Raw genomic sequence first — 22,169 nt, forward strand, 5'->3', positions numbered from 1 at the left:
GACGTGAGCGGCCCGGTATCTTCGGCACCAATGTCTGAATTCATACATTTCTCCACGTTGAGGGCACCGAAATCCGGTGTGCGGCCCGCTCTCAATCGAAGATCTGGGCAGTCGCGACGGAACTCACGGGACGATTAGGCACTTGGGAGATCGATAAATCCTGGAGGAGCGTTTGATGAAGGTCTCTCATCTGGCCGGCGCGGTTGCGCTTCTGGCCCTCGCTGCCGGGCCCGCCCTCGCGGCCCCGTGCAACACCGGAACCACGAAGTCGAACAGCCCCGATCAGCAGGCATCGAATCCCAAGAGCTCCGACGTCGACAAGTCGAGCAAGAATCTCGCCGGCGGCAACCAGCCCGCGTCGCCCGGCACGGTCGGTGCCATGAACAACGTGGGCGCCAACCAGACCGCCGACCGTCAGGCGCAGACGGACGCCGGCTCCAAGTCGAACTCGACCGATCCGGCCGCCGCGAACCTGGCCGGCGGCAACCAGCCCGCGTCGCCCGGCACGGTCGGCGCCATGAACAAGGCCGCCGCCGATCGGCAGACCGCCCCGGTCTCCGGCAACGATTGCTGATCCGAACCGACATTATCCCAGAAGACTGGAAGCCCGCCTCGCACCGTCGAGGCGGGCTTTCGCGTTCCCGAGCACCCGCGAGGCCCGACCCACAACCGGAACCGAGCGTGACAGTTTGAGCTGGCCGAGTTCGGGTGTATTTGGCACCGAAACCGGGTAGATTCGGCAATCGGTCCAGGGGAGGAGAGCGACGTGCGTGGTCGCCGGGCGCTGCTGCTCATCGGAGGGGTCCTGCTCGCGGCGGCCGGTCTCGCGGTCACGCCGACGGGCGAGCGCCTCCGGGCCGATGCCGGCCCGATCGTCGCCGAGGTCCGGGCGCGCGTCGCGGCGCTGATCCCCGAGCGGCGAGAGAACCTGTCGGCGGCGGCGCAGCTTCCCGCGCCGCGCACCGCCATCGAGGACGGCCGGACCCTGGTCCGGCTGACGCCGGCCGAGCGCGCCCGGATCGGTCTCGTCGCCGAGGCGCGTCCCGCCGTCCTGCACCGCCAGGAATTGACCGCCTACGGCAGCGTCCTCGACCTCGCCCGCATCACCGAGCTGACCAACAGCTACGCCGGCGCCGTGGCGGCGCTCCAGACGGCCCGCGCCCGGGTCGAGGTCTCGGCCAGCGCCGCCCGCCGGGCGCGGACCCTCGGCGCCGGCGTGGTGGCGGTGGCGCAGATCGAGACCGCCGAGGGCACGCTCCTGACCGATCAGGCGTCGGTCACGGTGGCGGAATCGCAGTTGCGCACCTTCGCGGCGACGGCGCGCCAGGAATGGGGGCCGGTGCTCGGAAAGGCGATCATCGAGCGGTCGCCGCTGGTGACGCGCCTGATCGAGCGGGCCGATTTCCTCATGCAGGTGACGTTGCCGCCGGGGGAGACCCTGCCGGAGGCGCCCAAGGCCGCGTTCGCCGAGGTGCCGCCGCAGAGCGAGCGGGTCGCTCTCCGGCTGGTCTCGCCGGCGACGCGGACCGATCCGCGGATCCAGGGGCAGAGCTTCTTCTATCTCGTCTCCGGCGACAGCGGTCTCCTGCCCGGGACCAGCACGATGGCGTTCCTGCCGGCGCCGCGCGCGGTGAAGGGCGTCCTCGTGCCGGAGGACGCCGTCGTCCACGGCGAGGGTGGCACCTGGGTGTATCGCGGGACCGGCGACGGCGCCTTCGTGCGTCACCCGGTGCGGCCGGACGCGCCGATGTCGGCCGACGCCTTCGTGGTCGAGGATCTGGCGGACGGCAGCGAGATCGTGCTGCGGGGCGCGCAGGCGCTCCTGTCCGAGGAGATGAAGAGCCGCATCCGCGTCGTGGGCGACGACGATGATTGAGCCGCCCGCTGCCGCCGGTCGCGGCGGTCCGCAGGCGGCCCTCGTCGGTTTCGCCGTCCGGCTGCCCAGGGTGGTCCTGGCGCTCGCCTGCGCCGTCCTCGTCTTCGGGCTCTACGCCCTCTCGGGGGCGCGCTACGACGTGTTCCCGGAATTCGCGCCGCCGACCGTGACCATCCAGACCGAGGCGCCGGGCCTCGATTCTGAGCAGGTCGAGGTGCTGGTCACGCAGCCCGTGGAGGTGTCGGTCGGCGGCCTGCCGGGCCTGGAGACCCTGCGCTCCACCTCGATCCAGGGCCTGTCGGTGATCACCGCCGCGTTCCGGTCCGGCAGCGACGTCGACCGCATCCGCCAGCGGGTCAACGAGCGCCTGGCGGCGCTCGCCGGCCGCATGCCGGCCGGCGTGGCGGCGCCCGCCATGACCCCGCTGACCTCCTCGACGCTGACCGTGCTCCTCGTGGGTCTCACCTCCGAGACCCGCGACGCCATGGACCTGCGCCAGGTCGCGGAGTGGACCGTGCGGCGGCGGCTCCAGGCGGTGCCCGGCATCGCCCAGGTCTCGATCTACGGCGGCGGCGTGCGCGCCCTGCAGATCCAGGTTCGCCCCGACGACCTGATCCGCTTCCAGATCGGCCTCAACGACGTCCTGACGGCCGCCCGGAAGGGGACCGGCGTGCGCGGGGCGGGCTTCGTCGACACGCCGAACCAGCGCGTCCTGCTCCGGACCGAGGGGCAGTCGCTCACCCCGGAGGCGCTCGGGCAGATCGTGCTCCACAACGACGGCGGGGCGAGCGTGGTGCTCTCCGACGTGGCGACCGTCACGGCCGCGCCCGAGCCGGCGATCAGCGCGGCCCTCGTGGACGGCAGGCCCGGCGTGCTGCTGATGATCGGCGCGCAGGTGGGCGTCGACACCCGCGCCGTGACCGCCCGCCTGGAGGTAGCCCTCGACGAGCTGCGCCCGGTCCTGAAGCGCGACGGCGTGAGCCTGCGGGCCGACCTGTTCCGGCCGGCGAACTTCGTGGACGTGGCCACAGGCAACGTGATCGAGGCGCTGGCGCTCGGCGGCGTGCTGGTGGTGGTCGTGCTCCTCGTCTTCCTCGCGGACTGGCGGGCGGCCCTGATCAGCGCCACGGCGATCCCGCTGTCGCTGATCGCCGCCGCCCTCGCCCTCCAGGCCTGGGGCGAGAGCCTCAACACGATGACCCTCGGCGGGCTGGCCCTCGCCATCGGCGAGGTCGTCGACGACGCGGTGATCGGCGTCGAGAACGTCGCGCGCCGCCTGCGGGAGTCGCGGGGCGGACGCCGCGGCCTGCCGCGCGTGGTGCTCGCCGCGATGCTGGAGGTGCGGACCTCGGTCGCCTACGCGACCCTCGCGGTGATCCTGATGTTCCTGCCGGTCCTGGCGCTGACCGGCGTCGCCGGCCGCCTGTTCGGGCCGCTGGCGCTCGCCTACATCGCGGCCGTCGTCGCCTCGCTCCTCGTGGCGCTCACGGTCACGCCGGCCCTGGCGCTCCTGCTCCTCGGGGGCCGGATGGGGCGCGACGCCGGCGCCGCGCCGCCCGATCCGCCCGTGGTGCGCTGGAGCCGCGCCGCCTACCTGCGGCTGCTCGCCGGGATCGGGCGGGTGCCGCGGGTCGCCATGGCGGGCGCCCTGCTGGTCACCCTCGCGGGCGCCGCCGTCCTGCCGACCCTCGGCGCGGTGTTCCTCCCCGACCTGAAGGAGGGGCACATGATCCTGCACATGGTCGCCATCCCCGGCACCGCGCTGCAGGAATCAGAGCGGCTCGGGACGCTGATCACCGGCGACCTGAAGGAGATCCCCGGGGTGCGCGCCGTGGCGGCGCAGATCGGCCGGGCCGAGGCCGCCGAGGACACCGCCGGGCCGCACTACAGCGAGATCCACATCGATCTCGAGCCCGGGCTCGACGGCGCCGCCCAGCGCCGGGTCGAGGGCGCCATCCGGCAGCTGATCGCCGGCTTCCCGGGGGCCGCCTTCTCGCTCAAGACCTTCCTCACCGAGCGCATCGAGGAGACGGTCTCGGGCTTCACCGCGCCGGTCGTGGTCAACGTGGTCGGCAGCGACCTCGACCGGATCGAGGCCGCGGCCCGCTCGGTCGCGCAGGAACTCTCGGAGGTGAAGGGCGCCCGGGACGTCCAGCAGGCCTCGCCGGCCGGGCTGCCGCAGGTCACGGTGGCGCTGCGCCCGGTGGACCTGCGGCACTGGGGGCTCGACCCCGTGGAGGTGCTGGAGGCCGTGCGCACCGCCTACCAGGGCGACACGGTCGGCCAGACCTATCGCGGTAACGCCGTGTTCAACGTGCTGGTGATCCTCGACGCCCGCGTGCGGGACCGCCTCAGCGCGGTGGGCGACCTGCCCCTGCGGACGCCGGGCGGGCGCTACGTCCGGCTGTCGCAGGTCGCCGACGTCTACGAGAGCGCCGGGCGCTACCAAGTCCAGCATCTCGGCGCGCAGCGGGTGCAGGCGGTGACCGCCAACGTCGCCGACCGCGACGTCGCGGGCTTCGTGGCGGCGGCCAAGCGCAAGATCGCCCGCGAGGTGCGGCTGCCGGAGGGGGTCTACGTGACCTTCTCGGGGGCCGCCGAGGCGCAGGCGGCCGCCCGCCGCGACCTGCTGGTCCATGCCGGGATGGCCGGGTTCGGCATCGTGGTGCTCTTGGCGATCGTCACCGGCTCCGCGGCGAACCTGCTGCTCGTCCTCGTCAACCTGCCCTTCGCGTTCGTGGGCGGCGTCGCGGCCGTGGCGCTCACCGGCGGTGTGCTGTCGCTGGGCTCGATCGTCGGCTTCGTGACCCTGTCGGGCATCTCGCTGCGCAACAGCGTGATGCTGATCGCCCATTACGAGCAGATGGTCACCCGGGACGGGCGCGCCTGGGACGCCGCCACGGCGGCGGCGGGCGCCGCGGACCGGATGGTGCCGATCCTGATGACGTCCCTGGTGACGGGCCTCGGCCTGCTGCCGCTGGCGCTCGGTGCCGGGGAACCCGGCCGCGAGATCGAGGGCCCGATGGCCCTCGTGATCCTCGGCGGCCTGATCACCTCGACGGTGCTGAACCTGCTGGTCCTGCCGGTGATGGCGTTGCGCTACGCCCGGTTCCGGCGCGCCGACCCCGCGGATCTCGAACTGACCGCGGTCGGGTCCTGAGGTCGCGGATCGCCGGCGGCCCTACCACCAGCTCGCGCGGGTCTCGGGCGCGGGCGGCCGGCTGCTCGTCGCCGGGCGCAGGGAGTGGTCGAGGGCGGCGAGCACGCGGCGCACGGCCTCCTCGTAGGTCGCCGCCACCGGTTCGCGCGGCCGGGCGAGCGCGACCGGGACGGTCTCGTCGAGGCGCCCGGGCCGCGGGCGCATCACCACCACCCGGTCGGCCAGGGTGACGGCCTCCCCGACATCGTGCGTGACGATCAGGATCGTCGGCTTCGACTCGGCCCAGAGACCGAGGAGCTGGTCGTGCAGCCCCTTGCGGGTGAAGGCGTCGAGGGCCGAGAACGGCTCGTCGAGGAGCAGCACCCGCGGCCGCGCCACGAAGGCGCGGGCGATCGCCACGCGCTGCTGCTGGCCGCCGGACAGCTCCCGCGGCCAGCGACCGCCGTGCTCGGCGAGCCCGACGCGCTCCAGGGCGTGGGCGACGCGGGCGCGGCGCTCGGACCGGGACAGGTCGGCGAGGCCGAAGCCGACATTGCCGGCCACGTCGAGCCAGGGCAGCAGGCGCGGCTCCTGGAAGACGACGCCCACGCTCGGATGGGGCGCGCGGATCGTCTCGCCGTCGACCGCGACGGCGCCCGCGCTCGCGTGGTCGAGCCCCGCGATCAGCCGGAGCAGGGTCGTCTTCCCGCAGCCCGAGCCGCCGATCAGCGCGACGATCTCGCCCTGCTCGACCGACAGGTCGATGCCCGCGAGCGCCTGCGTGCCGTCCGCGTAGGTCTTGGAGAGGTCGTCGACGGTCAGCACGGGCGTCTCTCGGCGGGCGTGGCGTGGGGATCGCGGCGCGGGGCGGCCTTCCGGTCCGCGGCGCGCGTCCGGGCCGGAGACGCGGTCACAGGCTGTCCCGCACGGTATCCTGCCACCGGGTCAGGGGGGCTGTCAGCGTGACCAGGGCCATGTCGGCCGCCTTGCCGACGAGGGCGAAGGCGATGATCGCCGCCACGATCTGATCGGGCTTGCTGAACTGCTGGCCGTCCACCAGCAGGTAGCCGAGCCCCTCCGAGGCGCCCATCAGCTCCGCCGCCACGACGAACAGGAAGCCGAGGCCGAGCCCCGTGCGCAGGCCCACCAGGGTCGCCGGCAGCACGGCCGGCAGCAGGATCCGGCGCGCGAGGGCGAGGCGGGACAGGCGGAAGATCCGGCCGACCTCGACCAGCTTGCGGTCGACCGAGGCGATCGCGCCCGAGACGCCGACATAGACCGGGAAGAACACCCCCACGGCGATCAAGAGGACCTTCGGCGTCTCTAGGATGCCGAACCACAGGATGAAGAGCGGCACCCAGGCGAGCGACGGGACGGCCCGCAGCGCCTGCAGGCTCGGGTCGAGGAGCCAGCGCAGCGGCGGGACCGTGGCCACGAGGGCGCCGGCCAGGATCCCGGCCGCCGCGCCGCAGAGGAAGCCGAGGCCGACCCGCACGAGGGTCGCCTCGACATGCATCCAGAGATCGCCCGAGACGGCCAGGGCCCAGAGGGTCGCGGCGATCCGGCTCGGCGGCGGGAGCAGCCGCCCGGACGCCGCGCCGCTCGCGACCGCGATCTCCCAGCCGATCGCCAGGACGAGCGGCAGCAGCAGACCCAGGCCGGCGCGACCGCCCCGCCGCAGCAGCGGCACGCGGCCGCTCACTGTCCGGCGACGGGATTGAAGCGCGTGTCGAGCAGCCCGTCGACGGCGGCGGACACGTCGGTGCCCGCCGGGATGATCCCGGCCTGCTGCAGGGCGGTGCCGGCCGCCTTGATCGACTGCGCCTGGGCCGGGCCGATCGCCGGCTGGGAGAGGTCGGTCCGCTCGAGCTGCCGGGCGATCACCGGCTCGGGCAGCTTGGTGGCCGCCACGAGGGCCGCCGCGAGCGCCTGCGGGTTGGCCAGCGCGTAGGCGCGCGCCCGCTCGTAGGCCGCGATCACCGTCCGGACGAGGTCGGGATGGGCGGTGGCGAAGTCCTCCCGGACGTCGAGCAGGCCCCAGGTGTTCGCCGCGGCGTCGCGGTAGACCAGCACGTCGCCGTTCTCGATCTCGGCCGCCGCCATCATCGGGTCGAGGCCGGCCCAGGCATCGACGTCGCCGCGGTCGAGGGCGGTCCGCCCGTCCGCGTGCTGCAGCAGCACGAGCTTGGCGTCGCGCTCGGTGAGGCCGGCGCCCTGGAGCGCGCGGATCAGGAAGATGTGCGGATCGGTGCCCCGGGTGACGGCGACGCGCTTGCCCTTCAGGTCGGCGGGCTTGGTGATGCCGCTGTCCTTGCGGGTCACGAGCGCCGTCCATTCGGGGCGCGAGTAGGCGTAGATCGCCTTGATCGGGTTGCCGTTGATGCGCGCCACGAGGGCCGCCGCGCCGGCCGCCGACCCGAAATCGATGGCGCCGGCGTTCAGGAACTCGAGGGCCTTGTTGGAGCCGAGCGACTGGACCCAGCGGACCTTGATGCCGCGCGGCGCCAGCGCCTCCTCCAGGAAGCCCTTCTCCTTCAGGAGCAGGCCGACCGGGTTGTAGGTCGCCCAGTCCAGGCGGATCTCCTTCGGGTCGTCGGCGCGGGCCTCGCGCGGCGCGAGCGCGCCGAGGCAGGCCAGGGCGAGGCCGGCGGCCAGGAGGGATCGGCGGGTGGAGCGCATGGTCGGGCCTGATGTCGTGGCGAAACGGAGGGCGGGGTGCGGGGCCGGCGCGGGGCAGGGGATCCGCGCCGCGGCGCGGTCCCGAGCGGTCTCGTCCGGGCGGCTGGGTTCAGGGACGCGGCGCCGTCGGCGAGACGATCGGCCGGGCGCATCCGGCGCGTCCGAGACCCGGGACCGCCCCGATCGCGCGATCCGCGCCGACACATCCCCCGGCTGCGGGATCACGCCCGGTCCGCCCCTGCGTCTTCATCGTACCTGCGCGGCCCTCGGCGTAACTGTGAATACAAGATCCTGTCGGCCGGTCGCGGAGTCAACAAAAGGGCTTTCTCTACTTCGCGGCGTCGAAGCAAGAATTTTCGGTCGGCCGACCCAGGACGAGAAGAAATTACGCGTCCGCGCGCGCGAGGAGCAACGTCTGTCCTCCCGGGCCGCGCCGCGGCCACGCTGGAGCCGCGGCGCGCATTCACGTGAGACCGCGGCTGCGGGCTGACGGGTCCTTCCGGCGCCCGAAGGCGTGCCAGGATGGCGGCTGCCACGACGGCTGAACCGCCGGCGCTCGACTGTCGGAAGCGATCCGCGCCCGCGCCAGGACTGTAACCGTTGCCGCATCGCCGAGCGACGTGCAGAGTTCAATGTCTCCGGCACGGGGGGAACTCTGCCATGGACTCGAGAATCGTCGTGATCGGCGGCGGCTTCGCCGGTCTGTGGGCCGCCGCCGCCGCGGCGCGCGCCCGGACCGAGTTCGGCCTCGGCGACCGCGTCGCGGTCACGGTGATCGCGCCGGACCCGTTCCACGTCATCCGGGTCCGCTGCTACGAGGCCGATCTCGGCGCCCTGCGCGTACCCCTCGACGACGTGCTCGGGCCGATCGGCGTGGAACGCCGCGAGGCGCGCGCGATCGACATCGACCCCGCGGCGCGCACGGTCACGGTCGAGTCCGCGGCGGCGTCCGCGGTGTCGTCCGCGGTGTCGTCCGCGGTGTCGTCCGCGGTGTCGTCCGCGGTGTCGTCCGCGGTGTCGTCCCCGGTGTCGTCCGCCGCGTCGTCGGGCGTCGTCGAGACGCTGGCGTACGACCGCCTCATCCTCGCCGCCGGAAGCCTGCTGTGGCGCCCCGAGATCCCGGGAATCGCGGGCGCCTTCGATGTCGACACCTTCGCGGGGGCCCAGGCCCTCGCGGCGCATCTCGATCGTCTCGGTGACGCGGGCGGGCCGGATGAGGCTGGCCGCTGGACCGCCGTCGTCATCGGCGGCGGCCTGGTGGGACTGGAACTCGCCTGCGAGCTGCCCGCCCGGCTCGCCGCTGCCAGGGACCGGGCCGGGGCCACGGGTCCGGTGCGGACCATCCTGATCGACCACGCGCGCGAAGTCGGGAGCGCCATGGGCGCGGCGGCCCTGCCGGGGATCCGCGAGGCTTTGCGCGATGCCGGCGTCACCTGCATCGGCGGTGCGCGGGTCGGTGCCGTCGATCGCGCCGGGGTAACGCTGGCGGACGGGACGCGCCTGCCGGCGTGGACGAGTGTCTGCGCCACCGGCATGCGGGCGAGCCCGCTGGGCGGCACGCTCGGCCTCCCCCTCGACCCGCTCGGGCGCCTGCCCGTCGACGCCTTCCTGGCCGTCCAGGGGCTCGCTGGCGTCTACGCGGCCGGCGACATCGCCTCGGCTGCGGCGGACGATGCCGGTCATCGCACGGTGATGTCGTGCCAGCACGCCCGGCCAATGGGTCGGTTCGCGGGTTTCAACGCCGTCTGCGATCTCGCTGGCCGGCCGGAGCGGCGGCTGCGCTTCGCCGCGCCCGACTACGTCACCGTGCTGGATCTGGGCGCCTGGGGGGCGGTCTACACCGCCGGCTGGGATCGCGGCACGCTGGTCTCGTCGGGCGCCGCCGCGAAGGCGACGAAGCGGATCATCAACGGCACGCGCATCTATCCGCCCCTCGACCGCGACGCCGCGTCCATCCTGGCCGCGGCCGCGCCGATCATCCAGGCCGCGCCCGCGACGCAGGCCGCGCGATGACGCCGGCCCGAGCGCGGCCGGTCCGGGAGTTCGGTCTTCGGCGGTCGATAACCTGCCGAAACCGCTCGAAGCGCCTCGGAAACTGGAACCGATCCGGCGGAAGATTGTCGAGCCTTCCCGTCCGGGCCTGCCGAGACTGATCGGGCCGCCACGAACCGTCCGGGATTCGCGCCGCCGCGCCGCCGATTAACCACCCATTAACCATACCGGAGATTGTATTGGTTATTGCCAAAATCCCGCCAGGGTAGAGCCATCATGGTCGCGGCCCCCACAGCCACGTGGTCCCACATCCTCTCGCAGGTCGCCGACAGCCTGGACCGCTTCGTCGAGGGACCGTCCGCCGAGATCCTGAAGCTCAAGCCGTCCTTCGACACGGTCGAGGGGCCGGCCGCGCTGTCCGCGCCGCGCATCGAGCCCGTCGCGCACCCGCCGATCCTGCCGGAACCCGCGGTCAACGACGCGGGTCCCGCGCCGGTCCTCTGCGAGTCCGAGGCGGTGTCGGACTGGATGAGCACGCTCGACATCATCACCGGCATGGCCGGCCGCGCCGAAGCGCAGAAGCAGCGCCTGCAGGAGCAGAGCATGTCGCACGAGGCCGCCCTGGCCGCCGCGCAGCGCGCGCTGGCGGAGACCCGGCACCGCCTGCAACTGTCCGAGATGCGCGTCCGCGAGGTCGAGGCCCGCGCCGATATCCGGCTGCAGCGCGTCCAGGCCGAGGCGGACGCCCAGGTGCAGGACATCCGCGCGGAGGCCGAGGCGCGCGTCCGGACGATCCGCGCGGAGGCCGAAGCCTGGGTCCGGGCCGCCGAGGAGCAGGTCCGCGTCGCCGACCTGCGCGCGGAGACCGCGGAGAAGTGGCTCGGCCGGATCGACGCGGCCGCCAAGGCGCTCCTTCTTGGCGGCCACGTGAGCCGCGGGCCGGCGGGCGCCTGAGGTCGAGTGCCGGGGCCGGGCCATGTCCGCGCCGGGCACCCGGCCCCTCCACGGCGCTGCTCCAGGCCGTCCGCCGGGACCCGTTTCCGGACGCGCTCCGCGCCGAGGACGGAGCGCCGCGGTCTCCCGCGCGGTCGAGGCCGCATCGCTGATCCGCGGGTGGACCGTACCGATCCGGTCTGTCGCCGTCGCGGCACTCGCCCTGGCGCTGCCCCTCTGCGGCTGCGTCTCCGGCCGCGTCCCGTCCGCCGACATCGCCGTGGCGGAGCCTCCGACGGCCGCGCCGGCCGCGACGCGGCCGCCCGATCCGGCCCTCGACCCGGCCATCGTCGCGGATTCGTCCGGGTGGCGCCTGCGGCTCACCCACCTCTGAGGCGCGGCCTTCCCGGCACGGCCGATCTCCTCGGCGGCCTCCGCGCCCGCTCAGAGTCCGAACGTCACCCGACCGCGTTCATCGATCCGCCAGGCCGGGTTCCAGGCGATCTCCCAGGCATGTCCGTCCGGATCGCTCAGATATCCGCGGTATCCGCCGTGGGGCGGTTCGTCGGCCGCGCGCAGGAGCGTCCCGCCCGCCGCGACGAGCCGCGCGATGGTGGGCGCGACGTCGCCGCGGTTCGGGACATTGTGGGCGAGGCAGAACGCGCTCGGGCTCGGTTCGCTCGCGCGCCGCATGTCCTGGTCGAGGTTGGGGTTCTGCCAGGTTCCGAGCATGAACCCGTTCATCTGGTAGAAGACGATCTCGTCGTTCTCGAACACGGGAGCCCAGCCGAAGCCGTCGCCGTAGAAGGCGCGCGACCGGCCGAGCGATGAGACGCCGAGCGTGATGACCGAGATCTGCTGCTGCATCGTCGGATCCTAGCATCCGACACGGGCGCGTCGCGCGAAATGTCGAAGGCCTTGCGCCGTCGACACGATGCCAGTCGGCTGGCGCACGCGGTGGACGGGCCCATTGTCCGGCCGCGCGCTCGGCGCCGACGCGCCGCTCTCTCGATCCTCAGTCTTACAGGATGTTCACGTCGTCGAAGGGCAATTGTCAGCTAGGCAGCGCAATCCGGGAAGCGGTCAGGGATTGACGAGGGGGAGCAGAGTTGAAGAGCTCTCAGGCCCCAGCAGGGGCGATTCACTTCAGGGAGTCGAGACGATGATCGATCCTGGCACTTTCCGCGAAGCCATTCTCGCTGTGGTTGTTCTTGGAGGAGGGGCTCTCGTGGTCGAACAGTACATCCGCACCCGCGCCTGGCCGCGCTCCCGGCAGAATGGCCCGGATTGCGGGGAGCGCACGCGCTGAGCCGCGCACGATCCCGAACGATCCGGCGACGGAGCGGAGATCTCCGAGGCGGTCGGCGCGAACCTCGAGGATCTCCGCGGCGGTGCGGGCGGGGGCGTCCGCCCGGATCGCGGCGGCCGTGACGGAGGTCGACCGGGTTCGTCCGATACTGCCGGACTTCGCAGGTCGTAAGCAACGCGGTCCACGAATATTGCTCGCCGACCGCGTCGTCGCCTATTCTCGACGCTGAAGGCCCGCCAGGACCGGCCGGCGAATGAGGGCGCGAACATGGGCGCGAACCGGCGACACGCGGTCCCGGACTTCTCGGGCTACCCGGACCTCGTCGTGATCTATCTCGGGATGAAGGTCCGCACCCTGGCCGGCGTGAAGACCCTGCTCGGCTTCGGGCCGCGGATCGACAGGGTCGGCGCGGCGCGGCCAGAGGGCCTCCTGCACTACGAGAACAACATCATCTTCAGCCTGCGCCCGCTCCATGTCGGCATGCGCTGGTACTGGCGGGACATGGACAGCATGGTCGCGTGGTCCAAGTCCGAGCCGCACCGGATCTGGTGGCGGGATTTCCTGCGCGACACGCGCGGCGTCGGCATCTGGCACGAGACCTACCACATGCGCGGCGGCATGGAGGCGATCTACCACGACGTGGCCGAGCCGGTCGGATTCGCGGCCTTCATGCCGATGCAGGAGGCGAGGGGCTCGCTGGCGGCCCGGCACGGGCGTTACGCCTCGTCCGACCTGCGCGACCTCCCCGCCGACAACGCGCCGGACGCCGCAGTCCCGCGCTGAGGCTCCGGCCGCCCGGCCGGAGTTCCGGTGCGGCGGATGAGCCGTGCGCGACGCGGGGTCCGCCCGTGCGCACGGTTCGGCTGGACACCGGCCCGCGCGGAAGGCACGGAGCGGATCAGGCACGATGACGGTCGGTTCGATGAGACAGGGTACCCTGCGCCTCGGCGCGTTCTTCTACGCGACCGGCCACCACGTCGCGGGCTGGCGCCATCCCTCCAGCGAGGCCGACGGCGGGCTCGTCCTGGAGCGCTACGTCGGCTGGGCGCAGCGCGCCGAGGCCGCGAAGTTCGACCTCATCTTCCTGGAGGACGGGAGCGGGATCCGCGACCTCGACCTGCGGTCGAGCGAGCGCACCGCGCGCTCGACCCATTTCGAGCCGCTGACGCTGCTGTCGGCCCTCGCGGCGGTGACGCGCCGGATCGGTCTCGTCGCCACCACCTCCACCAGCTTCAACGAGCCCTTCAACGTCGCGCGCCGGTTCGCCTCCCTCGACCATCTCAGCGGCGGGCGCGCCGGCTGGAACCTCGTGACCTCCGCGACCGACGCGGAGGCGGCGAATTTCGGCGGCGACCGGATCGGCCGTCACGCCGACCGCTACGAGCGCGCCGAGGAATTTGCGGACGTGGTCCTCGGCCTCTGGAACACCTGGGACGACGGCGCCGTGATCATCGACCGCGCGAGCGGCCAGTTCTCGAAGCCGGACGGCTTCCGCCCGCTGGATCACCGGGGCAAGCATTTCGAGGTCCGCGGTCCGCTCAACATCTCGCGGACGCCGCAGGGCCAGCCCGTGCTGGTGCAGGCCGGCGCTTCCGGGCCCGGCAAGGACCTCGCGGCGCGGACCGCCGAGATCGTCTTCACCGCGAACCAGACGCTGGAGGAGGCGGTCGAGTTCTACGGCGATCTCAAGGGGCGCATGCCCGGCTTCGGTCGTGCGCCGGATGATCTGAAGATCATGCCCGGCCTGTTCCCCGTCGTCGGGCGCAGCGAGGCCGAGGCGCGGGCGAAGTTCGAGGCGCTGCAGGACCTGATCGACCCGGTGGTCGGGCTGGCGCTGCTCGGTCGCATGATCGGCGGCCACGATCTGTCGGGCTACGATCCCGAGGGGCCGGTGCCGGAGTTGCCCGAGACCGAAGGCATCAAGTCCCGCCAGCAGCTCATGTTCGACCTCGCCCGCCGCGAGGGCCTGACCCTGCGCCAACTCTACCTGCGCATCGCCGGCGCGCGCGGCCACTCGCAGATCGTCGGCACGCCGGCCCAGATCGTGGACGAGATGGAGGCGCGGTTCCGGGCCGGCGGGGCGGACGGCTTCAACATCATGCCGCCGACGCTGCCCGGCGGCCTCGACGACTTCATCGCGCTGGTCCTGCCGGAGCTGCGGCGGCGCGGCCTGTTCCGCACCGAGTACGAGGGCCGGACGCTGCGGGACCATCTCGGCTCGCGCCCGCCGGCCGGGTTCGGCCCCGGTCGGGCCGCGGTGTAGCGGCGGGCCTCTTCCCGGGTCCGATCGGGCGAGGCGTCGCGACCCCCTGCGGCGTCTCGGACCGCATCATGATTGCGCACAAGCTATCCCCGCTGTGGTACAGCCACGCCACGAGGGCCGAAGGCCGCCATCGGCGAGTCGTGACAGGGGCGACCGGGCATTGACGGATCAGCAGGAACGCACGCGTTTCGAGGCGGAATTCGCCCGGACCGACGCGAGCACCGACCCCTTCGTCTCCGCCGTCCGGGCGACGCGGATGCCGATGCTGATCACCGATCCCCATCAGCCGGACAACCCCATCGTCTTCGTCAACGCCGCCTTCTCCAAGCTGACCGGGTACGGCCACGACGAGATCATCGGCCGGAACTGCCGGTTCCTTCAGGGGCCTGAGACCAGCAAGGCCGACATCGCGAAGATCAGGGCGGCGATCGCCCGCCGCGTGCCGATCGAGATCGAGCTCCTGAACCACAAGAAGAACGGCGAGCTCTTCTGGAACCGGCTGCTGATCTCGCCGGTCTTCGATCGCGCCGGGGAGCTCACCTACTTCTTCGCGTCGCAGTTCGACGTGACGCTGGAGCGGGAGAAGCTCGCGCGGATGCAGCGCGACCGGGAGGCGCTCGAGCAGGAGATCGAGCGCCGCACCAGCGACCTCACCCGCAGCGAGGAGCGGCTGCGATTCATCCTGAAGGCCGGACGTTTCGGCTCGTGGACCCTCGATCTCGCCGACATGCGGCTCGTGGCCTCCGAGACCTGCAAGGAGAATTTCGGGCGGGTGCCGGGCGAGGCGTTCAGCTACGAGGACCTGATCGCCGCGATCGAGCCCGAGGACCGGCCGCGCATGCAGGCCGCGGTGCAGACCTCGATCCGCGAGCACAGCGACTACGACATCGAGTACCGGGCGCGCACGCCCGGCGGCGAGCTTCGCTGGCTGCAGATCCGGGGTCAGACCTTCTACGACTCGGTCGGGCAGCCGCTGAGCATGGCCGGCGTCTCCATCGACGTGACCGAGCGCAAGCGCGCGGAGGAGCACCGCGCCCTCCTGGCCGACGAGTTGAATCACCGGGTGAAGAACTCGATGGCGACTATGCAGTCGATCGCGCACCAGACCCTGCGCAACGCCGCCTCCCTGGAGGAGGCGCACAGGACCCTCGACGCGCGGCTGCACTCGCTCTCGGCGGCCCACGACGTCCTGACCCGCCAGAGCTGGATCGGGGCCACGCTCGACGTCATCGTGGAGGGCACCCTCCAGGCGTTCCGGGGCGGGGCGGGACAGCGCTTCCTGATCAACGGACCGGAGGTGTGGCTGACGCCGCGCCTGACGCTCGCCTTCACGATGGCGCTGCACGAACTGGCGACCAACGCCGTGAAGTACGGCGCCCTGTCGAACGACCGGGGGCGAGTGGTCCTGAACTGGGACGTGGTCGACGGGGCGACGCCGGCCCGTCTCTGGTTCCGCTGGGAGGAGGTCGGCGGACCCGCGGTGACGGCACCGGCCCGCGGCGGGTTCGGCACGCGCCTCATCGAGCGGGCGCTGGCCGCCGAGATGGGCGGCTCGGCCGAGATCGAGTACCGCCCCCGCGGCGTGGTCTTCACGCTGGACGCGCCGCTGCCCGACCGCGCGCCCGCCGCGGCGGAGGCGACGGGCTGAGGATCGCGTCCCGCGGGCCCGCCGCCGGTCAGGTCATGCGGGTCAGGACGGTCTCGTTCCAGAGCCTGCGGTGCAGGAACGCCATCGCGGCGTGGCCGAGCACGACGACGAGGAGCGTGAAGCCCAGCCAGTAGTGAAACAGGTCGGCGGGCAGCATCATCCACTCGATCTTCGTTTCGCGCGCCGGCATGACCGGGATGCCGTAGGGCGCGAAGGGCTTGCCCGATCCGTACTGGCGCAGCAGCGCGAGGCTCGGGACCAGGACCATCAGGAGATAGATCAGGCCGTGACCGGCCGCGACCGCGCGCCCCGGCGCGCCCGGATGGGCGGGGCGCCGGTGAAGGTTCGCGAGGCCCCACACCCCGCGCAGGAGCACGAGCACGAACAGGGTGAAGCCGAGGGTGAAGTGGCTGCCGCCGACGAGGCGGGTGAGCGCCGCATCGCCGATCGTGACGTAGAGCAGCGCCCCGGTGAATTGCCAGGCGAACAGGGCCGCCATCACCCAGTGGAAGCCGCGGCTGACGCGACCGTACCGCTCCGGCGTGTCCAGCCAGACGGTCCGCGATGCGGTGGCGTGGCCGCTCTGCTCCGTCACGCGGCGTTCTCGGTCCAGAGGTCACCGGCCAGGCCGTCCCCGCGCAGGATCTCGGAGGCCGCGCTGGTGAGCGCGTGATCCGGTCCGGGCTGGCGCAGGTAGGTGGCGAGATCGCGCGACAGCCGCTCCAGCGGATGGCCGCGCAGGAAACCCTGGAGGCCGACCGAGCGCTGGGCCAGCTGGAGGATGTCGAGGCCGGCGCGCTCGACCGCGAGGCGGACCAGGTTGATGTAGGCGACGACGCGCTCCGGCGGCATCGCCGCGTCCGACGCGACCTGCGCCCCGCGCTCGACCCAGAGACGCGCGCCCTCGACCGCGATAGCGCCCTCGCCGAGGCGCGCCAGCTGGTGCGGATCGCTCCCCCGGCCGAGGCGGCGCAGATGGCCGCGCCAGGCATCGAACACGGCCTCGATGCCGCCGAGCTGCACCGCCGCGAAGCGCCACGCGCCGCCCGAGAAGGCCGGCTGCCGGAAGTAATCGTCGGGCTGGCCGAGGATATCGTCGGCCGCGAAGGCGAGGCCGGTGAAGTCGATCGTGCCGGTCGCCGAGGCGCGCATGCCCTGCGCCCGCCACGCCGAGAGATCGGACCGCGTGCCGGCGTCGAGCGGCACCACCATCATCGCCGTGCCGCCCTGTCCCGGATGCCGGGCGGTGACGAGGGCGCGGGTGACGAAGCCGGCGCCCGACGCGTAGGTCTTCACGCCGCGGAGATGGCCGTCGACGTCCGAGGCCTCGATCGTGAGGCCGCCTTCCCCCGGCTCGGTGTTCCAGACACCGAACAGGTGGCCGGCGCGCGCGTCGGCGAACAGGCGGACGCGCTGGGCGGGTGAGCCGTAACGGGCGACGAGCTGGAGGGCGTTGACGTGACCCTCGTAGAGCCGGCCGAGAGCGAGGCTTCCGTAGCCGACCAGCCGCAGAACCTCCGCCAGGGCACCGGCGCCCGGCTCCGTCCCGAGGCCCGCGCCGCCGTGATCCACCGGTACGGGCGCGGCGAGCAGCCCCAGGCGGGCGAGATCGGCGATATCGTCCTGTGGGAAGCCGTCGTCGTGATCCTGGGCGTCGGCGCGCGCGGGCGCCGACGCGGCGATCGCGCGCGCGGCCGCCTCGGAATCGTAGACGGGATCCAGGCGGGTCCACTGATCCATGCGCCTGACTCCTCTCAGAGCGCCACCGCGTCGACATCCAGGCGAATGGCCGCTGAGGGGCGGTTGCCCACGGTCGCGCGCTCGGGTCTCGTCACGTATGGGCCCCCATTGCCCGCAGAAGATGCGGAAGATCCTAAAAAACTAACCTAAGACTGAGCCATCCTTTCCCCGGCCGCGGCTGCGACCAATGCGACCGTCGTCGATCCGGGCTGCTCTCAGTTCAGCGTCCGGTTGGCGCGCAGCCGCGCCACGGCCAGGTCGACGAACGTCCGCACCTTCGCGGGCGCGTGCCGGCCTTCCGGGTACAGGACGTGGACGGGCAGCGGCGCTTCCTCGTAATCGGCGAGCACGATCTGCAGCCGGCCGTCCCGCAGGTCCGGGCCGATCTGGTAGTTCAGGACACGCGCCAGCCCCCAGCCCGACCGTGCGGCGCCGATCGAGACCTCGTTGGTGTTGCCCTCCAGAGTGGGGCGGACGACCACCCGCTCGTTCCGGCCGAACCGCCACTCCGGCGACGCGAAGGCCCCGGTGGAGACGGCGATCCGGTGGCGCTTGAGATCTGCCGGGGTCGCCGGCACGCCGTGCCGCGCGAAGTAGTCCGGGGCGCCGCAGATGACGTGGCGCACCGACCCGACCCGAGCGGCCGTGAACCCGGAATCGGTCAGGTGGCCGATGCGGATCGCCACGTCGATTCCCTCCTCCACCATGCTGACCGGCCGGTCGACGAAGAGGGTCCGCGCCACCATGGTCGGGTAGGTGTCGAGGTAATCGGTGACGATCGGGAGCACGTGCATCCGTCCGAACAGGACCGAGGCCGTCACCGCGAGCGTGCCCGACGGTGTCGCGTTGGAGCCGGCCGCCGCCGATTCCGCCTCGGCGATGTCGGCCAGGATCCGCCGGCAATCCTCGTAGTACCGGCTGCCCGCTTCCGTGAGCTTCACGGAGCGGGTCGTCCGGATCAGGAGGCGGGCGCCGATGGTCTCCTCGAGCGCCGCCACGGCGCGCGTCACGGCCGGCGGGCTCATGTGCAGGAGGCGGGCGGTCTGCGCGAAGCTCGCCGTCTCGGCGACCTTCGCGAAGATGCGCATGGCCTGCCACCGATCCATAGCCTCGCTCCGGGTTCTCGCGGCCGTGTCGCGACGCTCACGCCCGATCCGGCCCGCCGCGTCGGCGTCCCGGCCGATCGGTCAGAAGGCGAATTGGCTCAGGTCCGGATGGTCGTCCGGCCGGCGCCCGAGGGGCCAGTGAAACTCGCGGTCCGATTCCGCGATCGGCAACGCGTTGATGCTGCTGTGCCGATAGCGCATCAGCCCGTCCTCGGCGAGGCGGACCTTCGTGATCGTGCTCTGCGCGTCGAAGGGCGGCAGCGGCGGACGGACAGGATGGGCTCCTTGTCCTCGGGGAAGGTTCAGCCCGGCTCCGGTAGCGGCGCAGGATGATCCGCCGGCGCCGGTCCCGCGAGGCGGAACACGGCGCGCGCCGTGCCGTCGCGCGCGTCAGAGCGCCAGCTGCACCCGGTCCGTGCCCTCCGCGGGCACCGCGGAGCAGATCAGCACCTCGTCCTCAGCCACCGGTGCGCTCGGTTCCCTCAGATAGGTCACCGCGCCGGCCAGTAGCTTGGTGCGGCAGGTCCCGCAGCTGCCCTCGCGGCAGCTGAACTCCGGTGCGAGACCCCGCGCCTCGGCGAGGTCGAGGAGGCTGCCCGAATCCGGCGTCCAGCGCGCTTCCTTGCCGGTGTCGAGGAAGGCGACCGGCACCGTCTCCGTGGAGGCCGGTGGCCGCGGAGGCACGGCCGCCGCCGTTCCGGTGTCGCGGATGAGCCCCGATGGACCGAACGCCTCCGCGTGGATCCGGTCGTCCGCCACGTTGTAGCCGCGCAGGCCGTCATAGAGCGCCTGGGTGAAGGCCGACGGGCCGCACAGGTAGAAATCGTAATCCGCGAAGGCCAGGAACCGCGTGAGCAGGGCCATGTCGATCCGGCCCGCGGCCTCGTAATCGACGCCAGCCGCGGCATCGGAGACATCGCTCAGGACGCGCACGATCCGCACGGCTCCCTGCGCCGCCGCGGCGAGTTCGGACAACTCCCGGTCGAAGGCGCGCTCGGCGCGGGTGCGGGCAGCGTAGACGAGCGTGGTCGGCCGGATCTTGCGGGTGCGCAGGCCCTCGTAGACCACGTGCCGGAGCATCGCGAGGAGCGGCGTGATCCCGACGCCGCCGGCGAGCAGCACGGCCGGGCGCGCCGCGCTCGCATCGAGGGTGAAGCCGCCGCCGGGGGCGCGCGCCTCGACGATGTCGCCGACCTGGACTCGGTCGTGGAGGTGCCGCGAGACGGTGCCGTCGCGCTTCACGCTGATCCGGTAGGTCGGGTCCGAGGGCGCGACCGAGAGCGTGTAGGTTCTTATGACTGGCGCGTCTGCCCCCGGCAGCGTGACGCGGATCGGCAGGTGCTGGCCCGCGCGGTGCGGGAGCCGCCCGGCCCCGTCGTCCGGGGTCAGGTGGAAGGACCGGATCGTGCGGCTCTCGTCGACGATCTCGGCTACCCGGAACGGCCGCCAATGCGTCGCGCGCTCGGCCGCCCGGACGCGGTCGGCGGCCTCCGCCCAGTCGCCGGTCATCAGCGCGTTCGGCGACCAGCCGTCCGGCCGGAACGACCAGCGCAGCGGCAGGGCACCGCGTCGGCGGATCACCCGGCGCGGCCGGAAGCTCCAGAGCCGCTCGGCGCCCTGGAAGGCCGCGATCTCGGGCGAGTCCAGGATCACCGCGGCGTCGCCGGTCAGCTGCAGGAGATCGCCCGTCTCGAAATCGGTGAAGACCAGGCCGGCCCTGCTGTTCAGGAAGATGTTCCCGAGCGTGGCGAAGAACAGGTTGCCGGCGAAGTCGGGGATGGTCAGCGTGCCGTCCGCGGCGATGCGGACGAACCCCGCCTTGCCGCCGCGATGCGAGACGTCGACCTGCCGCCGGCCCTCCCGGTCGGCGTAGGAGGCCACGAAGAACGTGTCCGCCGCCGCGATCAGGCTGCGGGCTTCCGGGTCGAGCTCCGCGCTCTCCTCGGCGGGGGCCGGAGCGGGGGCGCCCGGCTCGCGGACGAAGCTCATGTCGCGCAGCTGGATGTATTGCGGGCAGTTCCCGAAGCTCTGGTCGACGGCGAAGTGCAGGACGCCGCCGGCCGTGGAGCGGACGAGGCCGTTGACGCGGTTGCGGCGGCGGCTGTCCAGCGCGATCCCGAGGAGGCCGATTGCGTCGCCGTCGCCCGTGCCGTCGAACGCGGGGTCGGCCGGGTCCGGCCGCGCGGCGATGTCGAGGGTCGTGGCGGTCGGCGAGGAGATGAAGCCGGGACGGCCGGCCAGGAGCGTGGCCCAGGCGTCGCCCTGCCGGTCGACGCTGCCCAGCACGATGAAGGGGATCTCCGCGAAGAAGGCGCGGTGCTGATCGGGCATGAAGTCCCGCACCACCCGCTGGCCGACCACCGCCATCCGGTCGGCGGCGCCGACCGTCTCCTGGATGGACGTCTCGCCGGCATGCCAGGTCGGCAGCGTCGCAAGGGTCTGACCGTCAGCCATCTTCGCGCCCTCCATCTGCATCCGCTCCCGGGCGCGGGTGCGCCCGGGGCCTTCCGGTCACGCCGCGGCCGTGAGGCCCGCGGGGGTCTGGGCGAAGGGGACGAAGCCCGGCAGGCCCTCGATCCGGCGCAGGAAGGCCTCGACCCGCGGGTAGCCCGACAGGTCCACGTTCCCCTCCGGGGCGCGGGCGAGGTAGCTGTAGACCGCCACGTCCGCGACGGTCGGCCGCTCGGCCGCGAGCCAGTTCCGGCCATCGAGATGCGCCTCGAGCCGCCCCAGGAGCGTGTGCGCCCGGGCGATCACCTCCTCCGGATGGAACGTGGCGCCGAACACCGTGATCAGCCGCGCGGCCGCCGGCCCGTAGGCGAGTTCGCCCGCCGCGACCGAGAGCCAGCGCTGGACCGCCGCCGCGGCGCGCGGATCCTCGGGCAGCCAGTCGGATCGGCCGAGCCGCTTCGCCACGTAGACGAGGATGGCGTTGGAATCGGAGACGATCACGCCGTCGTCGTCGAGCACCGGCACCTGACCGAACGGGTTCATGGCCAGGAAGGCCGGCGTCTTGTGTCCGCCCGCCTTCAGGTCAACCTCGATCAGCTCGTGCGGGGCCTCGACCAGGGAGAGGAACAGGCGGGCCCGATGCGCGTGGCCCGAGAGGGGATGGTGGTAGAGCTTCATGACCGTGGATCTCCGTCGGGGGCCGGGATCGCCCCAGGCCGTGTGAGGAGAATGCCGCCGCGTTCGGGCGAGCAGAATAGGCGTTCTCCGCAGTTCATAATTCCGGAAATCGGAATAATCGCACGGGCCAAAGGTGCCGAGCGATCCTGCGCCGGCCTGGCGCGGCCGTTATCCGCCTCGCCTCCGCGGGTACAGGCGCCGCGGAGGGGCCTGGCGCGGGCGCCGATCCGCGACCCGGGAAGCAATCATCAAGACGCCGGTTCCGAAAAGACTGCGCGGGACTTGACACCGAGGCCATTACCGAGGAGCCTAGTTTTCAGGCGCGGGGCAAAGCTGCCCAGTTTCGCGCCAATAC

At 72.7% G+C, this 22,169-nt stretch carries 17 protein-coding genes and 1 pseudogene; 8 read left to right on the plus strand and 10 right to left on the minus strand.

What is annotated here, in order from left to right; genetic code table 11:
- Nucleotides 1-175: 175 nt before the first annotated feature.
- The 3 genes from C4T42_RS13960 to C4T42_RS13970 all read left to right on the plus strand — a co-directional run bounded on the left by C4T42_RS13960 (nucleotide 176) and on the right by C4T42_RS13970 (nucleotide 5,036).
- Nucleotides 176-574, plus strand: coding sequence for a hypothetical protein (locus tag C4T42_RS13960; RefSeq protein ID WP_020093077.1), 399 nt, complete (start codon nucleotides 176-178; stop codon nucleotides 572-574).
- Between the two features lie 192 nt (nucleotides 575-766).
- Nucleotides 767-1,876 (plus strand): multidrug transporter, encoded by a 1,110-nt coding sequence (locus tag C4T42_RS13965; protein ID WP_042672442.1) that lies wholly within the window; start codon nucleotides 767-769, stop codon nucleotides 1,874-1,876.
- The gene (locus C4T42_RS13970; protein WP_103985240.1) at nucleotides 1,869-5,036 is read left to right on the plus strand and encodes an efflux RND transporter permease subunit; all 3,168 of its coding nucleotides are present in this window, start codon (nucleotides 1,869-1,871) and stop codon (nucleotides 5,034-5,036) included. Before C4T42_RS13965 ends, C4T42_RS13970 begins: the two co-directional genes overlap by 8 nt.
- Nucleotides 5,037-5,057: 21 nt before the next feature.
- Here C4T42_RS13970 and C4T42_RS13975 read toward each other — a convergent pair whose 3' ends face one another.
- The 3 genes from C4T42_RS13975 to C4T42_RS13985 form a co-directional block, all read right to left on the minus strand.
- The gene (locus C4T42_RS13975) at nucleotides 5,058-5,840 is read right to left on the minus strand and encodes an ABC transporter ATP-binding protein (protein ID WP_020093080.1); all 783 of its coding nucleotides are present in this window, start codon (nucleotides 5,838-5,840) and stop codon (nucleotides 5,058-5,060) included.
- An 85-nt stretch (nucleotides 5,841-5,925) separates the two neighbouring features.
- The gene (locus tag C4T42_RS13980; protein WP_244435397.1) at nucleotides 5,926-6,705 is read right to left on the minus strand and encodes an ABC transporter permease; all 780 of its coding nucleotides are present in this window, start codon (nucleotides 6,703-6,705) and stop codon (nucleotides 5,926-5,928) included.
- Nucleotides 6,706-6,713: 8 nt separating this feature from the next.
- Nucleotides 6,714-7,694: an aliphatic sulfonate ABC transporter substrate-binding protein gene (locus C4T42_RS13985; RefSeq protein ID WP_020093082.1), complete on the minus strand. Its 981-nt coding sequence runs from the start codon at nucleotides 7,692-7,694 to the stop codon at nucleotides 6,714-6,716.
- Between the two features lie 660 nt (nucleotides 7,695-8,354).
- Between C4T42_RS13985 and C4T42_RS13990 the strand changes: the two genes are divergently transcribed.
- Both C4T42_RS13990 and C4T42_RS13995 read left to right on the plus strand, forming a co-directional pair.
- Nucleotides 8,355-9,707, plus strand: coding sequence for an FAD-dependent oxidoreductase (locus C4T42_RS13990; protein WP_103985241.1), 1,353 nt, complete (start codon nucleotides 8,355-8,357; stop codon nucleotides 9,705-9,707).
- Between the two features lie 255 nt (nucleotides 9,708-9,962).
- Nucleotides 9,963-10,640: a cell division protein DivIVA gene (locus C4T42_RS13995; protein WP_042674765.1), complete on the plus strand. Its 678-nt coding sequence runs from the start codon at nucleotides 9,963-9,965 to the stop codon at nucleotides 10,638-10,640.
- 423 nt (nucleotides 10,641-11,063) lie between these two features.
- Here C4T42_RS13995 and C4T42_RS14000 read toward each other — a convergent pair whose 3' ends face one another.
- The gene (locus C4T42_RS14000) at nucleotides 11,064-11,486 is read right to left on the minus strand and encodes a VOC family protein (protein WP_020093086.1); all 423 of its coding nucleotides are present in this window, start codon (nucleotides 11,484-11,486) and stop codon (nucleotides 11,064-11,066) included.
- A 709-nt stretch (nucleotides 11,487-12,195) separates the two neighbouring features.
- Here C4T42_RS14000 and C4T42_RS14005 point away from each other — a divergent pair.
- The 3 genes from C4T42_RS14005 to C4T42_RS14015 all read left to right on the plus strand — a co-directional run bounded on the left by C4T42_RS14005 (nucleotide 12,196) and on the right by C4T42_RS14015 (nucleotide 15,839).
- Complete coding sequence (locus C4T42_RS14005; protein ID WP_020093087.1) at nucleotides 12,196-12,711, plus strand: DUF4188 domain-containing protein; 516 nt, start codon at nucleotides 12,196-12,198, stop codon at nucleotides 12,709-12,711.
- A 139-nt stretch (nucleotides 12,712-12,850) separates the two neighbouring features.
- Nucleotides 12,851-14,191 (plus strand): LLM class flavin-dependent oxidoreductase, encoded by a 1,341-nt coding sequence (locus C4T42_RS14010; RefSeq protein WP_026604917.1) that lies wholly within the window; start codon nucleotides 12,851-12,853, stop codon nucleotides 14,189-14,191.
- 160 nt (nucleotides 14,192-14,351) lie between these two features.
- Nucleotides 14,352-15,839, plus strand: coding sequence for an HWE histidine kinase domain-containing protein (locus tag C4T42_RS14015; RefSeq protein ID WP_020093089.1), 1,488 nt, complete (start codon nucleotides 14,352-14,354; stop codon nucleotides 15,837-15,839).
- A 28-nt stretch (nucleotides 15,840-15,867) separates the two neighbouring features.
- Here C4T42_RS14015 and C4T42_RS14020 read toward each other — a convergent pair whose 3' ends face one another.
- From C4T42_RS14020 to C4T42_RS14045, 6 genes and pseudogenes are all read right to left on the minus strand, one after another.
- Nucleotides 15,868-16,434: a cytochrome b gene (locus C4T42_RS14020; protein ID WP_020093090.1), complete on the minus strand. Its 567-nt coding sequence runs from the start codon at nucleotides 16,432-16,434 to the stop codon at nucleotides 15,868-15,870.
- On the minus strand, nucleotides 16,431-17,579 hold the full coding sequence (locus C4T42_RS14025; protein ID WP_020093091.1) for an acyl-CoA dehydrogenase family protein: 1,149 nt from the start codon (nucleotides 17,577-17,579) through the stop codon (nucleotides 16,431-16,433). The genes C4T42_RS14020 and C4T42_RS14025 overlap by 4 nt, the downstream gene beginning before the upstream one ends.
- A gap of 215 nt (nucleotides 17,580-17,794) precedes the next feature.
- The gene (locus tag C4T42_RS14030; protein WP_020093092.1) at nucleotides 17,795-18,685 is read right to left on the minus strand and encodes a LysR family transcriptional regulator; all 891 of its coding nucleotides are present in this window, start codon (nucleotides 18,683-18,685) and stop codon (nucleotides 17,795-17,797) included.
- 81 nt (nucleotides 18,686-18,766) lie between these two features.
- Nucleotides 18,767-18,901, minus strand: a pseudogene (locus C4T42_RS32420) (DUF1348 domain-containing protein); the annotation flags it as partial.
- Between the two features lie 174 nt (nucleotides 18,902-19,075).
- On the minus strand, nucleotides 19,076-21,139 hold the full coding sequence (locus C4T42_RS14040) for a pyridoxamine 5'-phosphate oxidase family protein (protein WP_103985269.1): 2,064 nt from the start codon (nucleotides 21,137-21,139) through the stop codon (nucleotides 19,076-19,078).
- Between the two features lie 57 nt (nucleotides 21,140-21,196).
- Nucleotides 21,197-21,814, minus strand: a complete 618-nt coding sequence (locus C4T42_RS14045) for a glutathione S-transferase (RefSeq protein ID WP_020093095.1) — start codon at nucleotides 21,812-21,814, stop codon at nucleotides 21,197-21,199.
- Nucleotides 21,815-22,169 lie beyond the last annotated feature (355 nt).

The sequence above is a fragment of the Methylobacterium sp. 190mf genome, assembly GCF_900107945.1.
Lineage (GTDB): Bacteria > Pseudomonadota > Alphaproteobacteria > Rhizobiales > Beijerinckiaceae > Methylobacterium.